We start from the raw sequence: 14025 nt of genomic DNA, 5'->3' as shown, positions 1-14025 counted from the left end.
TCTCTGCGTCTCGATACTGCTGGCAAAGGACAGGTGTCGGAACGCCACTGTCGCCGTTCGTTCAGCGCCTGCCAGGGGAGGTGCGACATCTGGTCGAAGCGGCAGTGCGAGCGGTTCGCAGTTGCCAAGCGCTGGGCGAGCCGGTAGCGTGGCGCCCCATGCGAACCTTCCTTTGCCCCATCAGCGCCTATTACTACTACCTGATCAATATCGGGTGGTAGGTACTGCGCACCATGACCGAACCGCCTAGGGCGGCTCGGTCAAGGCAACTTCTCCCGGTCTCCCTGGCACCGTCCAGCCACAGGAGACCCCATGGACAGCACCCAGCAAGACCTGCTCGCCACCCTCGAAGCCCGCGGCTTCGTGCACCAGACCACCGATCGTGACGGCCTTGCCCGCGCCTTTGCCAGTGGACCGGTGACCGGCTATCTCGGCTTCGACGCCACCGCCGACAGCCTCCACGTCGGCCACCTGCAGGGCCTGATGCTGATGCGCTGGCTGCAGCGCGCCGGCCATCCCATCCTCCTGCTGATCGGCGGCGCCACCACTCGCATCGGTGATCCCAGCTTTCGTGACAGCAGCCGCCCGGTGCTGACCGACGGCCAGATCGCCCTGAACATGGCCGGCATCGCCAAGGCTTTTCACCGCTATCTCGAAGTGGGCGATGGCCACGGCCGCGCCCAGGTGGTGGACAATGCCGAATGGCTCGATGGTCTCGGCTACCTGAATTTTCTCGGCGCCGTCGGCCGGCATTCTCCATCAACCGGCTGCTGACCTTCGACGCCATCAGGAATCGCCTCGACCGCGAGCACTCGCTGTCCTTCGAGGAATTCGGCTATACCCTGTTGCAGGCCTACGACTTCGTCGAGTTGTCGCGGCGCTATGGCTGCAAGCTGCAACTGGGCGGCGCCGACCAGTGGGCCAACATCATCAACGGCGTGGAGCTGTCACGCCGGCAGGGCGGTCCCCAGCTCCACGGCCTGACCATGCCGCTGCTGGCCACCCGTGACGGCCGCAAGATGGGCAAGTCGGCCCAGGGCGCGGTCTGGCTCAACGAGGAACGGCTGTCGGCCTTCGACTTCTGGCAATTCTGGCGCAACTGCGACGATGCCGACGTCGAGCGCTTCCTGGCCCTGTTCACCGAATTGCCGCTGGACGAGGTGCGGCGGCTTGGCGCGCTCGGCGGTGCGGAAATCAATCTGGCGAAGAGCGTGCTGGTCAATGAGGCGACCCGGCTGGCCCATGGCGAGCGGGCGCAACGCGAGGCTGAGGCAGCCGCCGCCGAGGTATTCGCTGATCGCGACGGCGCCGGGCAGTTGCCGGAGGTCGCCCTGAGCCGCAGGCAACTGGACGCGGGCGTCACCCTGGTCGAGTTGCTGGTCGAGGCGGGAGTGCAACCGTCGCGCAGTGCGGTACGTCGACTGGCGGAAGGCGGCGGCCTGCGCCTGGACGAGCAACCGGTGATGGACCCGGACCGCCGTCTGGCGCTGAGCGACGCGGGTCGGCGGGTGAGTCTGGGCAAGAAACGGCATCTGCGCATCACGTTGGTGGACTGAGGAGAAGGCTATGAATGTCTGGGTGATAGGTGCCTCGCGGGGCATAGGGTTGGGGCTAGTGGAGCGCTATCTGAGGCAAGGGGCTCAGGTCTTGGCGGTGGTGCGAACGCCGAATGCGGCGTTGGATGCCCTGGCCGCGACTGCAAAGGGACGGTTGCGGGTGGTGACCGGCGATCTGCGCGATCCCGACCTGGGCACGCGCCTGCTGGACGAGCTGGGTGACGGCTCGCTGGAGCGGCTGATCGTCAATGCCGGGATCATGGGCCCGATGGATGAGGACGGGCCGCGGGCGAGCGTCGCGGAGCTGGGCGAGTTGTTCCTCACCAATGCGGTGGCGCCCCTGCGGTTGCTGGAGGCCCTGGCACCGCGGCTGTCCGCGGCCGGGGTGGCAGCCTGTCTGAGTTCGCAGATGGGCAGCGTCAGCCTGGCGCGGGCCACCGAGATGCCGCTCTATGGCGCCAGCAAGGCGGCGCTGAACAGCCTGCTGCAGAGCTGGGTCGCCGGGCAGCAGCCGGCGTTCGCCGTGCTGGCGCTGCACCCGGGTTGGGTGCGCACCGAACTGGGCGGGTCCAGCGCGCCGGTCGCGGTGGCCGATAGCGTCGCCGGTCTGATGGAGACGATCGAGGCGCGGGCCGGCCGGCCCGGTTGTGCCTTTCTCGACTACCAGGGGCAAGCCCTGCCCTGGTGAACGAGGGGCCGGATCGCTCAGGGCGACTGAGCGCTCCGGCCCTTGTCCGACCCCGGCCGAGGATCGAAGATGAGTCCATCATCCTGGGGAGTGCCACCATGCGCATCGACGAGCAAACCTTTCTGGTAACCGGCGCCGGTTCCGGCCTGGGCGCTGCCACCGCTGAGGGACTGATCGCGGCAGGCGCCCGGGTGGCAATGCTGGATCTCCAGGCCGAGGCCGTGCAGGCCCAGGCCGAACGGCTCGGCGACCAGGCTCTGGCGCTGGCCGTGGACGTAACCGATGCCGAGGCCCTGAGCGCCGCCTTGGATGCCGTGCTGGCCCGCTGGGGCAGTCTGCAGGGGGCGATCAACTGCGCCGGCATCGTCGGCGGCGCACGCATCCTCGGGCGCAATGGTCCCCACGATCTCGCCGCCTTCGCGCGCATCATCAACGTCAACCTGGTGGGCAGCTTCAATGTCCTGCGCCTGGCCGCGGCAGCCATCGCCCAGGGTGAGGCCAATGCCGGCGGTGAGCGCGGCGTGATCATCAACACCGCCTCCATCGCTGCCTTCGATGGCCAGATCGGCCAGGCCGCCTATGCCGCCTCCAAGGGCGGCGTCGCCGCGCTTACCCTGCCGGCGGCGCGCGAACTGGCCGGGCAGGGCATCCGGGTCATGACCATAGCGCCGGGCGTCTTCGAGACGCCCATGATGGCCGGCATGACCCCCGAGGTGCGCGACGCCCTGGCCGCCAATGTGCCCTTCCCGCCGCGCCTCGGCCGCGGCGAGGAATTCGCCGCCCTGGTCCGCCACATCATCGAGAATCCCTTGCTCAACGGCGAGGTGATCCGTCTCGACGGTGCCCTGCGCATGGCCCCGCGCTAGGAGACCTCTCATGAACGACCCCATTGTCATCGTCGCCGCCGCCCGTACGCCCATGGGGGCCCTGGGTGGCGAACTGGCCGCGCTGTCGGCGCCGCAGCTTGGTAGCGCCGTGGTCCGCGCCGTACTGGAACGGGCGGGCTGGGCGCCGGAACGGGTCGACGAGGTGCTGCTGGGCTGCGTGCTGCCCGCCGGCCTCGGTCAGGCACCCGCTCGCCAGGCGTCGCTTGGCGCCGGTCTGGCCCAGAGCACGCGCTGCACCACCCTGAACAAGATGTGCGGTTCGGGCATGCAGGCGGCCATCCTCGGCCATGACCTGCTGCGCGCTGGGAGTGCCGAGGTGGTGGTGGCGGGCGGCATGGAAAGCATGAGTCGCGCGCCCTATCTGCTGGAAAAGGCCCGCAGCGGCTACCGCCTCGGCCATGGCACCCTGATCGACAGTATGTTTCTCGACGGCCTGGAAGACGCCTATGAACCCGGGCGCCTGATGGGCACCTTCGCCGAGGATTGCGCCGCGCGCCTGGGCATCGGCCGCGAACGCCAGGATGCCTATGCCCAGCGGTCCCTCGCCCGGGCGCGCCAGGCCCAGGCCAGCGGTGCCTTCGCCAGCGAGATCGTCGCGGTGGAGGTGGCGGGGCGCAAGGAGACCCTGAGCATCGACACCGATGAGCAACCCCGCCGTGCCGATCCGGCACGCATTCCCACCCTCAGGCCGGCCTTTCGCGAAGGCGGTACCGTCACTGCGGCCAACGCCAGTTCCATCTCGGATGGCGCCGCGGCGCTGCTGCTCGTGCGGGCTAGCACAGCCGCGCGCGAAGGGCTGAGGCCGCTGGCGACGATCCGTGGCCATGCCGCCCATGCCGGTGCGCCGGGCGACTTTCCCACCGCGCCCATCGGCGCCATCCGCACCCTGCTCGCGCGCATCAACTGGCAGCTGAACGACGTCGACCTGTTCGAGATCAACGAAGCCTTCGCCGTGGTGGCCCTGGCCGCTCAGGATGCCTTGGGGCTGGACCCGGAACGCCTGAACGTGCACGGTGGCGCCTGTGCCCTGGGCCATCCCATCGGCGCGTCCGGTGCGCGCATCCTGGTCACCCTGATCCAGGCGCTGCGCCAGCGCGGTCTGCGCCGGGGCGTGGCGGCCATCTGCATCGGCGGCGGCGAGGCCACGGCCATGGCGCTGGAACTCAACGACTAGACAAGGACAAGACCATGAGCGAAGCCTCTACCGAATCGACCCTGCTGCTGGAGATCGAGGCGCGCGTCGCCCTCATCACCCTCAATAGACCCAAGGCGCTCAACGCCCTCAATGCCCAGCTGCTCCACGAACTGGATGCCATGCTGGCGCGCCTGGACGCCGATCCCGAGGTCGGTTGCGTGGTGCTCACCGGCTCGGCCAAGGCCTTCGCCGCGGGCGCCGACATCAAGGAAATGGCCGGGCAGGGCTATCCGCAGATCTACCTGGACGACTACTTCCGCGTCGCCGATCGCATCGCCGAGCGGCGCAAACCGCTGATCGCCGCCGTTGCCGGCTATGCCCTGGGCGGTGGTTGCGAACTGGCGCTGCTGTGCGACTTCATCTATGCCGCCGACACCGCGCGCTTCGGCCTGCCGGAGATCACCCTGGGGGTCATCCCGGGCATCGGCGGTACCCAGCGGCTGACCCGCGCCCTGGGCAAGGCCAAGGCCATGGAACTGTGCCTGACCGGGCGGCAGCTGCACGCCGCCGAAGCCGAGCGTGCCGGGCTGGTCGCCCAGGTGTTTCCCGCCGACGAGTTGCTGGAGCGCACCCTGGAGGCCGCCCGCGGCATCGCCAGTCGCTCCCTGCCGGCGACCCTGCTGCTCAAGGAGAGTGTCAATCGCGCCTTCGAGACCAGCCTGGCCGAGGGCATCCGCTTCGAGCGCCGGGTCTTCCATTCGCTGTTCGCCAGCGCCGACCAGAAGGAAGGCATGGCAGCCTTCGTCGAGAAACGGCCGGCGAAGTTCGAGCATCGCTGAGCGCACCCGGCGCTCGTCAGAGGCGCTAGACTGGCCGTTTCCGCCCAGCGTCGCAGAGCCTCCGGATGCGTATCGAGCCCTTGCCACCCCTGACCAATCTGATTGCCTTCGAGGCAACGGTCAGGCTCGGCAGCTTTACCCGGGCGGCGCAGGAGCTCAACCTCACGCAGAGCGCCATCAGCCGTCAGGTGGCGCAGCTGGAGGCCTTTCTCGGTCGCGCGCTGTTTCGTCGAGAGCACAAGCGGCTGCACCTGACCGTCTCCGGGCAGCGCTATGCCGAGCGGGTTCAGCAGTTGCTCGCGGGGCTCGCGGAAACCACCGCGGACGTCATGGATATCAGCGGCGAGCAGCAACTGGTGCTGGCCTGCTCCTCGGGCGTGGCCGCGCTCTGGCTGGGCCCGCTGATCGGCCGCTTCGCCAGTGCCTTTCCCGGCATCGACGTACGCCTGCGGGTGCTGGACAACCTCGACACCCTGCTCAAGCCTGAATTCGACCTGGCGCTCTATTTCCTGCGTGAACCGCCGCCCCCGGGGTTGGCTGGCCGCCAGCTGTTTCCCGAGTGGGTAGGCGCCTATTGTGCGCCGGACTACCTGGGCGGGCGTCAGCTGTCGCCCCCGGAGCTGCTCGACCAGCGCCTGCTGATGATCGAGGACGGGCAGCGGCGCTGGCTGTCCTGGGCGGAATGGTTCACGCGGCTGGGCTATTCCTCCCCACGGATCCGTCAGCGGCTCACCGTGAGTCAGTACCCCATCCTGGTCGATCTGGCGATTGTCGGCCACGGCATCGTCCTGGGTTGGCGCCCCATGATCGATACCCACCTGCGCTCGGGTGCGCTGGTGGCAGCCTGTAGCGAATGCGTGCAGGGGCAGGGGGGTTACTACCTGCTGTGGCCGGGCGATCGTCAGCCGGGCCTGGCGGCGCGCCGTTTCGAGACCTGGCTGAACGAAAGCCTGAGCGCGTCGGACTGATGCTTCTTGCATGCGTCAGGCGCAGGCAAACCCCTGCAATCAGCGTTTTCTGGCGTCCCGGGTAGCCCCTTAAGCTCGGCGGCAGAGGGCGGAGATCCTCGTCCTGTTTCCTTTATCGAAACTGCCGTCGCCGGTGCAGGGACCCCCGAGTTTCCTGCTCGACTTGCATTCAGGGAGCCAACAATGCAGAGCGCTACGACCTTTCCGCAGTCTTCCGCCGTCCAGCGCCGCCAGGCCAACAAGGCGGTGGTCGCCACCGTGATCGGCAACGGTCTGGAGTGGTTCGACTTCACCGTCTACAGCTTCTTCTCCGTGATCATCGCCAAGGTGTTCTTTCCGAGCGCCAATGAGCTGACCTCCTATCTGCTGGCCCTCGCCACCTTTGGCGTCGGCTTCTTCATGCGCCCGGTCGGGGGCATTCTGCTCGGTATCTACTCCGATCGCCGTGGCCGCAAGGCGGCGCTGTCCCTGACCATCCTGCTGATGGCCGCCGGCACCCTGATCATCGCGGTCACCCCGGGCTATGCCCAGCTCGGCCTGTTCGCCCCCGCGCTCATCGTCTTCGCCCAGCTGCTGCAGGGCTTTTCCGCCGGCGGCGAAATGGGCAGCGCCACCGCCTTTCTCACCGAGCACGCACCCGCTGGCCAGAAGGCCTATTACTCCAGCTGGATCCAGGCCAGCATCGGCGTGGCAGTGGCGCTGGGGGCAGGCTTCGGCGCCCTGATGTCGGCGCTGTTGACGCCGGCGCAACTGGAGAGCTGGGGCTGGCGGCTGCCGTTCCTGTTCGGCTCGCTGATCGGCCCCATCGGGTTCTATATCCGCAGCCGCATCGACGAGACGCCGGCCTATGCCACCGTCGAGCGGGCCCAATCGCCCTTGCGTGAGGTCCTGCGCGTCTACCCGCGGCAGACGGCGACCAGCTTTTCCATGGTCGTGCTCTGGACGGTGTGCACCTATGCCGTGCTGTTCTACCTGCCGTCCTATGCGACGCGGGTGCTGGGCCTGCCCAGTGGTCTGGGCTTCACCGCCGGCATGCTCGGTGGCCTGGTACTGCTGGTGGCGACGCCCCTGGTAGGCCGTCTGGCGGATCGCCATGGCAAGCGCCCCTGGCTGCTGGGGTCGGCCGTGGCCATCTTCTGCGCCGCCTGGCCGCTGTTCTGGATGCTCAATCGCTGGCCGGGTCTGGCTTCCCTGCTGGTGTTCCAGGCCGTGCTGGGGCTGCTGATCTCCGGGTATCTGGGCGGCCTGCTGGCGGCCTTCGGCGAATTGTTGCCGACCCGGGTACTCTCGACCGGGCTCTCGGTGGCCTACAACTTCGCGGTGACGCTGTTCGGCGGCTTCGCCACCTTTACCGTGACCTGGCTGATCGCTGCTACCGGCAGCCCGCTGGCGCCGGCCTTCTACATCATGTTCGCCGCGGCCATCAGTGCCGGGGGCGCCGCGCTGTTTCGCGACGCCGCCAGCGGCCAACCCTCGGGAGAATCCGCATGACTCAAAACACCTCTCTACTACTGCGCAACGGCAAGCTGCTCGATCTCACCACCGGCACCCTGATCAGCGGTAAAGAAGTCTTGGTGGACGGTGAGCGCATTACCGCCGTACGCGATCAGAGCACTGCGCCGTCGGCAGGTGTCACCGTCATCGACCTGGGCGGCCGCACCCTGATGCCGGGCCTCATCGATTGCCATGTGCATGTGCTGGCGTCCAGTGCCAACCTGGGTTTCAACGCCCTGCAGCCCAACGCCATCATCATGTACCGCGCGCTACCAATCCTCGAAGGCATGCTCAAACGCGGCTTCACCACCGTCCGCGATGCCGGCGGCGCGGACTGGGCGCTGGCGCGCTCCATCGCCCTGGGGCTGGTGCCGGGCCCGCGGATCTTCGCCTCCGGCAAGGCGCTGTCGCAGACCGGCGGCCACGGGGACATGCGCGCGCGCGGGGAGCTGCTGCTGACCGAGCCCTGCAGTTGCTGCTTCCGCGCCGGTGCCATCGCCCGGGTGGTGGACGGAGTGGACAACGTGCGCAAGGCGGTGCGCGAAGAACTGCAGCAGGGCGCCAGCCAGATCAAGATCATGGCCTCTGGCGGTGTTTCCTCACCTACTGATCCCATCGCCAATACCCAGTACAGCGAAGCCGAGATCCGCGCCATCGTCGAGGAGGCCGAGGCGGCCAACACCTATGTGATGGCCCATGCCTATACCGCCCGCGCCATTCGCCGCGCCGTGGCGTGCGGGGTACGCACCATCGAACACGGCAATCTGGTCGACCGGGAGACGGCGCAGCTGATGCGCGAGCGGGGCGCCTTCGCCGTGCCCACCCAGGTGACCTACGAGATGCTCGCCGAGCACGGTGCCCGCTATGGGCTGCCGGCGGATTCCGTGGCCAAGATCGAAGATGTCCGTCTGGCGGGCCGTCGCGCCCTGGAATTCTTCGCCGAGGCGGGCGTGCCCATGGGCTACGGCTCCGACCTGCTGGGCGAGATGCACGAATACCAGACCCAGGAACTGCGCATCCGCGCCGAGGTGCTGGGCAATCTGGAGGCCTTGCGCAGCGCCACCAGTGTCGCGGCGCGCATCCTTGAACGCGAGGGCGAACTGGGTTGTATCGCGACCGGAGCCCTGGCCGATCTGCTGGTCGTGGATGGCGATCCGCTGGCTGATATCTCCTGTCTGGTGGGGCAGGGCGAAAGACTCGACGTCATCCTGCAAGGTGGCCGTCTGGTGAAGAATCGCCTCGGGTGAGGGGAGCCTTGCCGGCCTGGCGCGGTCCCCTGTAGCAGTCAACGCCCATGGAGAACTCGTCATGTCCCTCGCCGCAACCGAACTCGGCAGCCATTACCAGGCCTACCTCGACTGCCTCAACCGCCAGGCCTGGACGGAGCTGGGCCGTTATGTCGACGACGCCGTCGAGCACAACGGCCTCCCGTTGGGGCTGGCTGGCTACCAGGCCATGCTGGAAGGCGACCATGCCGCCATTCCCGATCTGTACTTCACTGCGCATCTGCTGGTGGTGGAGACGCCCTGGCTGGCCGCGCAGCTGGATTTCGACTGCACGCCGCGCGGCGAGCTGTTCGGACTGGCGGTGAACGGACGGCGCGTACGCTTCAGCGAGCACGTCTTCTATCGCTTCGAGAACGGACGCATCCGCGAGGTGCGCTCGGTGATCGATACCGCCGCCATCGCCGCCCAGTTGGCCGACGGCTAACCTGCCCGGGTCTGGCGCTGGCGATAGCCCAGGGGACTGAGGCCCGTCCACTTGCGAAAGGCGCGCTGGAAGGAGCGGGGATCGGCGAAACCCAGGCGCAGGGCCAGCTCGTCCAGGGGCAGGGCGCCCTGGTCCAGCTGGCGACAGGCCAGGCGGCACCGGCGTTCGTCCTTGAGGCCCTGGTAGGTCTGGCCGCTCGCCGCCAGCTGGCGCCTCAGGGTGGCGGGCGCCAGGCCCAGGGCCTCGGCCAGGCTGACGGCGTCCGGCCAGTCCTCTGGTGCGCCAGTACGCAACAGGGTGCGGATGTGGGCGACCAGGCCGGCGTCGTCGCGATAATGCACCAGCAGATTGCCCGGCGCGGCGGCGATGAAGCGCCGCGCGTCCGCGGCAGTACGGCGGATCGGCAGGCCCAGCACGGCAGCGTCCAGCACCAGGCAGTCTTCGTCGCGGGCGAAGCTCAGCCTGGAGCCGAAGCGCTGCCGATAGTCGGCCAGCAGCTCCGCGGGCGGCTCCGCGGCAGTCTGGCGGATGTCCTCCAGCGATAAGCGACGGCCCACCAGCCAGCAGGCCAGGCCGTGCAGGATCAGCCAGAGGGTGAAGACGGCGAAGCTGCCCGGCAGACTGCCCGGGGCCAGCCGCAGGGTCACCTGCTCGCCATTGCGCTGCAGGCGCAGGTCGACGCCAAGGGTCAGCCGCAGGAAGTCGACGCTCTGCCGCAGGGCATCGCCCAGGGTCGGTTGCAGGCGGGTACTCTGGCAGAGAAAGGCGAAGCTGCCCGCCGGCAGCGGTCGCGGACCGAGGGCGAAGAATTCATCATCGAAACGCCGCGCCAGGCGATACCACAGCTGGCCGAACAGCGGCGCCGAGAGGCGCTCGTGGCCAAGCAGCAGGTCGGCTAGTTGGACGCCTTCGGCGGCGAGCAGGGCGTCCGGCGCCAGACCACTGCGCCGGCACAGCCCAGCCAGGGCCTCGTCGAGGATGCCCCGCGCCAGGCTGTCGCGCGGCCGGCCGGTCACAGGTGCAGGGCCCGGCCCAGGGCCCGCAGCGCCGCTTCCTGCACCGCTTCGCCCAGGGTGGGGTGGGGGTGCAGGGTGGCGGCGACGTCTTCCAGCTGCATGCCCATTTCCAGGCTGTGGGAAAAGGCCGTGGCCAGTTCCGCCACCTGCTGCCCGGTGGCCTGCCAGCCGAGGATACGGTGGTCGTCCGCGCGGGCCACCACCCGCACGAAGCCTTCCGGCGCCTCCAGGGTGAGGGCACGGCCATTGGCGGCGAAGGGAAAGCTGGCGACCTTGGTCTCCAGCCCCTGGGCCTTGGCCTGCTCGGGGGTGAGGCCGACCACCACGATTTCCGGATCGGTGTAGCAGACCGCCGGGATGGCCACCGGGGCGAAACGCCGCCGCTTGCCGGCGATCAGCTCGGCCACCACCTCGCCCTGGGCCATGGCGCGGTGGGCCAGCAGGGGTTCGCCGGTGAGATCACCGATGGCCCAGACGTCGGTCATGCTGGTACGACAGCCGTCGTCGACGCGGATGTAGCGACCGTCGTAGTCCAGCGGCAGGCGCTCCAGGCCTGCGGTGCGGGGGCGGCGGCCGGCGGCGACCAGGATTCGCTGGGCCGGCAGAACCTCTTCCTTGCCGTCGCCACGGGTCATCCGCAGGCCCGCGCCGTCCGCGGCCAGACCGGCGACGGTACAGCCCAGGTGCAGCTCGATGCCCAGGCGTTCCAACCGCTGCCGCAGCGGCGCCGTGAGTTCGGCGTCGTAGCCGGGCAGCAGACGCGACTGGGCTTCCACCACCGCGACCCGGGCGCCCAGCTTGCGATAGGCGATGCCCAGTTCCAGGCCGATATAGCCGGCGCCCACCACCACCAGGTGTTCGGGAATTTCCGTGGGTGATAAGGCCTCGGTGGCCGATATCACCGGACCACCGAAGGGCAGGCTGGGCAATTCCACCGAGGTGGAGCCCATCGCCAGCACCAGGTGCTCGGTGCGGATGCGCAGCCGCTCGCCGCCGACGCGCTGCACCTCGACGGTCTTGCCGTCGAGGATTTCGGCCCAGCCCTCGACTACCGTCACGCCCTGCTTCTTGAGCAGGGCGGCGACGCCGGTGGTGAGACGATCGACGATGCCGTTCTTCCAGGCCACGGCCTGGCCAAGATCCAGCTCCGGGCGGCCGTGGCGGATGCCCAGACTGCCCTGCTCAGCGCGACCGCTGGCGCGATGGTATTCCTCGGCGACATGGATCATCGCCTTGGAGGGAATGCAGCCGACGTTGAGGCAGGTACCGCCGAAAGCGGCGCCCTCCACCAGGGTGGTGGCGATGCCCAGCTGGGCGGCGCGCAGGGCGGCGACATAACCGCCGGGGCCGCCGCCGATGATGAGAAGTCGGGTGTCCATGGCTACTCCAGGAAGAGGGTGGCGGGTTGTTCGAGCAGCTGGCGCACTGCCTGGATGAAGCTGGCGGCGTCCTGGCCATCGATCAGCCGGTGGTCGAAGGAGGCGGAGAGATTCATCAGCTTGCGTGGCACCACCAGGCCGTTGCGGAAGGCCGGGCGCTCGACGATGCGATTGACGCCGATGATGGCCACCTCGGGATGGTTGATGATGGGCGTGGAGGCGATGCCTCCCAGCGGACCGAGGCTGCTGATGGTCAGGGTCGAGCCGGACAGTTCGTCGCGACCGGCCTTGCCGCCACGCACCGCGGTGGCCAGCCGGGCCACCTCCTGGGCGCAGCCCCAGAGATCCAGGGTCTCGGCATGGCGCACCACCGGCACCGCGAGACCCTGTTCGCCCTGGGTGGCGATGCCCAGGTGCACGGCGCCGTAGCGGGTCACGGTGCTGCTGTCTTCGTCGAAGCGCGCATTCATCTGCGGAAAGTCCCGCACCGCCACTACCAGGGCGCGCGCCAGGAAGGGCAGCAGGGTGAGATGGGCACGACGCCCCTGCCAGCGCTGGTTGAGGGTGGCGCGCAAGGCTTCCAGCTCGGTGACATCCACCTCTTCCACATAGGTGAAGTGGGGGATATGCCGCTTGGCGGCCTGCATCTTCTCGGCGATCTTGCGTCTCAGGCCGATCAGCGGGATGCGCTCCTCGCCACTGCGTTTCGCCAGGCCACCGCCGCCGGTGGCCGGTGGCAGTCCGGCGTCGCGTTGCTGCACATAGGCTTCCAGATCGCCATGCAGGATGCGCCCGCCCTGACCGCTGCCGGTGACGAAGCGCAATTCGATGCCCAGGTCCCAGGCGTGCTGGCGCACCGCGGGAGACGCCAGCGGCGGACTGCCGGGGGCCGGACGGGAAGCCGGTCGCTCGTCGTCGCGCGGGAGCTCCGGGTCCGCGCGTCGCGGAGCAGGGGCCGCCTCGGGCTTGGGCGCTTCCGCCTTGGGTAGCGGCGCCGGCGCGGCTTCCAGCGGCACGGGGCGACTGGCTTCGCGCAGATTGCCGTCACCGGCCACCTCCAGGCGGATCAGCTCGGCGCCCACCGCCAGCACCTGGCCGGGCTCGCCGCCCAGGGCGACCACCCGGCCCACCACCGGGGAAGGGATCTCCACCATGGCCTTGTCGGTCATGACGTCGGCCAGGGTCTGGTCTTCACCGACTTCATCCCCTACCGCCACGTACCACTTGACCAGTTCCACCTCGGCGATGCCTTCGCCGATGTCGGGCATCTTGATGACATGGGTACCCATCTCAGACCTCCATGACGCGCTTGAGCGCGGCGCCGACCCGGGACGGACCCGGGAAGTAGTCCCATTCCTGGGCATGCGGATAGGGGGTGTCCCAGCCGGTCACGCGCTCGATGGGCGCCTCCAGGCGATGGAAGCAGTGCTCCTGCATGAGGGACACCAGCTCGGCGCCATAGCCGCAGGTACGGGTGGCTTCGTGAACCACCACGCAGCGGCCGGTCTTGTTCACCGAATCGGTGAGGGTCTGCAGGTCCAGCGGCCAGAGGCTGCGGATGTCGATCACCTCGGCATCGATGCCGGTCTCGGCAGCGGCCGCCAGGGCGACCCAGACGGTGGTGCCATAGGTCAGCACCGTGACCTGCTTGCCGGGACGGACCACGGCGGCCCGTTCCAGCTCCACGCGGTAATAGCCGTCCGGCACGGCGCTGGCCGGGTGGCCCGACCAGGGCGTTACCGGACGATCATGATGGCCGTCGAAGGGGCCGTTGTAGAGGCGCTTGGGTTCGAGAAAGATCACCGGGTCGTCGCTCTCGATGGAGGCGATCAGCAGGCCCTTGGCGTCGTAGGGATTGGAGGGCATCACCGTGCGCAGGCCGCATACCTGGGTGAACATGGCCTCGGGACTCTGGCTGTGGGTCTGGCCGCCATAGATGCCGCCGCCACAGGGCATGCGGAACACCAGCGGCGAGGTGAACTGGCCGACCGAGCGATAGCGCAGGCGCGCCGCCTCGGAGACGATCTGGTCGATGGCCGGGTAGACATAGTCGGCGAACTGGATCTCCGCCACCGGGCGCAGGCCGTAGGCGCCCATGCCCACCGCGGCGCCGGCGATGCCGTTCTCCGAGATGGGCGCATCGAACACCCGCGAGGCGCCATATTTGGCCTGCAGGCCCTCGGTGCAGCGAAAGACGCCGCCGAAGTAGCCGACGTCCTCGCCGAACACCACCACGTTGTCGTCACGTTCGAGCATCACATCCATCGCCGAGCGGATGGCCTGGATCATGGTCAGGGTACTGCGGCTGCCGGCCTGGGTCGGCAGGTCGGTTTCCTGTTGTATGGTCATGGCG

At 68.7% G+C, this 14025-nt stretch carries 12 protein-coding genes and 1 pseudogene; 9 read left to right on the top strand and 4 right to left on the bottom strand.

The window, feature by feature from the left end:
• The first annotated feature begins 312 nt into the window (after positions 1-312).
• From tyrS to GSQ95_RS04395, 9 genes and pseudogenes are all read left to right on the top strand, one after another.
• Positions 313-1556: pseudogene (tyrS, locus tag GSQ95_RS04435) on the top strand (tyrosine--tRNA ligase).
• Between the two features lie 10 nt (positions 1557-1566).
• On the top strand, positions 1567-2244 hold the full coding sequence (locus GSQ95_RS04430) for an SDR family oxidoreductase (protein ID WP_158891106.1): 678 nt from the start codon (positions 1567-1569) through the stop codon (positions 2242-2244).
• 98 nt (positions 2245-2342) lie between these two features.
• A complete protein-coding gene (locus GSQ95_RS04425) occupies positions 2343-3110 on the top strand; it encodes an SDR family NAD(P)-dependent oxidoreductase (RefSeq protein ID WP_158891104.1) in 768 nt (255 codons plus the stop codon).
• Positions 3111-3120: 10 nt separating this feature from the next.
• On the top strand, positions 3121-4305 hold the full coding sequence (locus tag GSQ95_RS04420) for an acetyl-CoA C-acyltransferase (protein ID WP_158891102.1): 1185 nt from the start codon (positions 3121-3123) through the stop codon (positions 4303-4305).
• Positions 4306-4319: 14 nt separating this feature from the next.
• A complete protein-coding gene (locus GSQ95_RS04415; RefSeq protein WP_158891100.1) occupies positions 4320-5105 on the top strand; it encodes an enoyl-CoA hydratase in 786 nt (261 codons plus the stop codon).
• Between the two features lie 65 nt (positions 5106-5170).
• Positions 5171-6073, top strand: coding sequence for a LysR substrate-binding domain-containing protein (locus GSQ95_RS04410; protein ID WP_158891098.1), 903 nt, complete (start codon positions 5171-5173; stop codon positions 6071-6073).
• Between the two features lie 183 nt (positions 6074-6256).
• On the top strand, positions 6257-7564 hold the full coding sequence (locus tag GSQ95_RS04405; protein WP_158891096.1) for an MFS transporter: 1308 nt from the start codon (positions 6257-6259) through the stop codon (positions 7562-7564).
• A complete protein-coding gene (locus GSQ95_RS04400; protein WP_158891094.1) occupies positions 7561-8814 on the top strand; it encodes an amidohydrolase family protein in 1254 nt (417 codons plus the stop codon). The genes GSQ95_RS04405 and GSQ95_RS04400 overlap by 4 nt, the downstream gene beginning before the upstream one ends.
• A gap of 61 nt (positions 8815-8875) precedes the next feature.
• On the top strand, positions 8876-9277 hold the full coding sequence (locus GSQ95_RS04395; protein ID WP_158891092.1) for an ester cyclase: 402 nt from the start codon (positions 8876-8878) through the stop codon (positions 9275-9277).
• Here GSQ95_RS04395 and GSQ95_RS04390 read toward each other — a convergent pair.
• The 4 genes from GSQ95_RS04390 to GSQ95_RS04375 are packed head-to-tail and all read right to left on the bottom strand — an operon-like array spanning position 9274 to position 14021.
• Positions 9274-10293, bottom strand: a complete 1020-nt coding sequence (locus tag GSQ95_RS04390) for an AraC family transcriptional regulator (RefSeq protein ID WP_158891090.1) — start codon at positions 10291-10293, stop codon at positions 9274-9276. The two genes, GSQ95_RS04395 and GSQ95_RS04390, sit on opposite strands and share 4 nt — an antisense overlap.
• Complete coding sequence (gene lpdA / locus GSQ95_RS04385) at positions 10290-11672, bottom strand: dihydrolipoyl dehydrogenase (protein WP_158891088.1); 1383 nt, start codon at positions 11670-11672, stop codon at positions 10290-10292. The genes GSQ95_RS04390 and lpdA overlap by 4 nt, the downstream gene beginning before the upstream one ends.
• A gap of 2 nt (positions 11673-11674) precedes the next feature.
• Complete coding sequence (locus GSQ95_RS04380; RefSeq protein ID WP_158891086.1) at positions 11675-12961, bottom strand: dihydrolipoamide acetyltransferase family protein; 1287 nt, start codon at positions 12959-12961, stop codon at positions 11675-11677.
• A 1-nt stretch (position 12962) separates the two neighbouring features.
• Positions 12963-14021 carry an alpha-ketoacid dehydrogenase subunit beta gene (locus tag GSQ95_RS04375; protein WP_158891084.1) on the bottom strand — a complete coding sequence of 353 codons (1059 nt, stop codon included), beginning with the start codon at positions 14019-14021 and terminating at the stop codon, positions 12963-12965.
• Positions 14022-14025 lie beyond the last annotated feature (4 nt).

This window comes from Pseudomonas sp. BAV 4579 (genome assembly GCF_009765395.1).
Classification (GTDB): Bacteria; Pseudomonadota; Gammaproteobacteria; order Pseudomonadales; family Pseudomonadaceae; genus Chryseomonas; species Chryseomonas aestiva.
The sequence above is the reverse complement of the archived record's forward strand: the minus strand, read 5'-3'. Positions and strand labels throughout refer to the sequence as shown.

Coding starts and splice junctions, on each gene's coding strand:
- GSQ95_RS04430 (WP_158891106.1), top strand. CDS start 1,567: ATGAATGTCTGGGTGATAGGTGCCTCGCGGGGCATAGGGTTGGGGCTA.
- GSQ95_RS04425 (WP_158891104.1), top strand. CDS start 2,343: ATGCGCATCGACGAGCAAACCTTTCTGGTAACCGGCGCCGGTTCCGGC.
- GSQ95_RS04420 (WP_158891102.1), top strand. CDS start 3,121: ATGAACGACCCCATTGTCATCGTCGCCGCCGCCCGTACGCCCATGGGG.
- GSQ95_RS04415 (WP_158891100.1), top strand. CDS start 4,320: ATGAGCGAAGCCTCTACCGAATCGACCCTGCTGCTGGAGATCGAGGCG.
- GSQ95_RS04410 (WP_158891098.1), top strand. CDS start 5,171: ATGCGTATCGAGCCCTTGCCACCCCTGACCAATCTGATTGCCTTCGAG.
- GSQ95_RS04405 (WP_158891096.1), top strand. CDS start 6,257: ATGCAGAGCGCTACGACCTTTCCGCAGTCTTCCGCCGTCCAGCGCCGC.
- GSQ95_RS04400 (WP_158891094.1), top strand. CDS start 7,561: ATGACTCAAAACACCTCTCTACTACTGCGCAACGGCAAGCTGCTCGAT.
- GSQ95_RS04395 (WP_158891092.1), top strand. CDS start 8,876: ATGTCCCTCGCCGCAACCGAACTCGGCAGCCATTACCAGGCCTACCTC.
- lpdA (WP_158891088.1), bottom strand. CDS start 11,672: ATGGACACCCGACTTCTCATCATCGGCGGCGGCCCCGGCGGTTATGTC.
- GSQ95_RS04380 (WP_158891086.1), bottom strand. CDS start 12,961: ATGGGTACCCATGTCATCAAGATGCCCGACATCGGCGAAGGCATCGCC.
- GSQ95_RS04375 (WP_158891084.1), bottom strand. CDS start 14,021: ATGACCATACAACAGGAAACCGACCTGCCGACCCAGGCCGGCAGCCGC.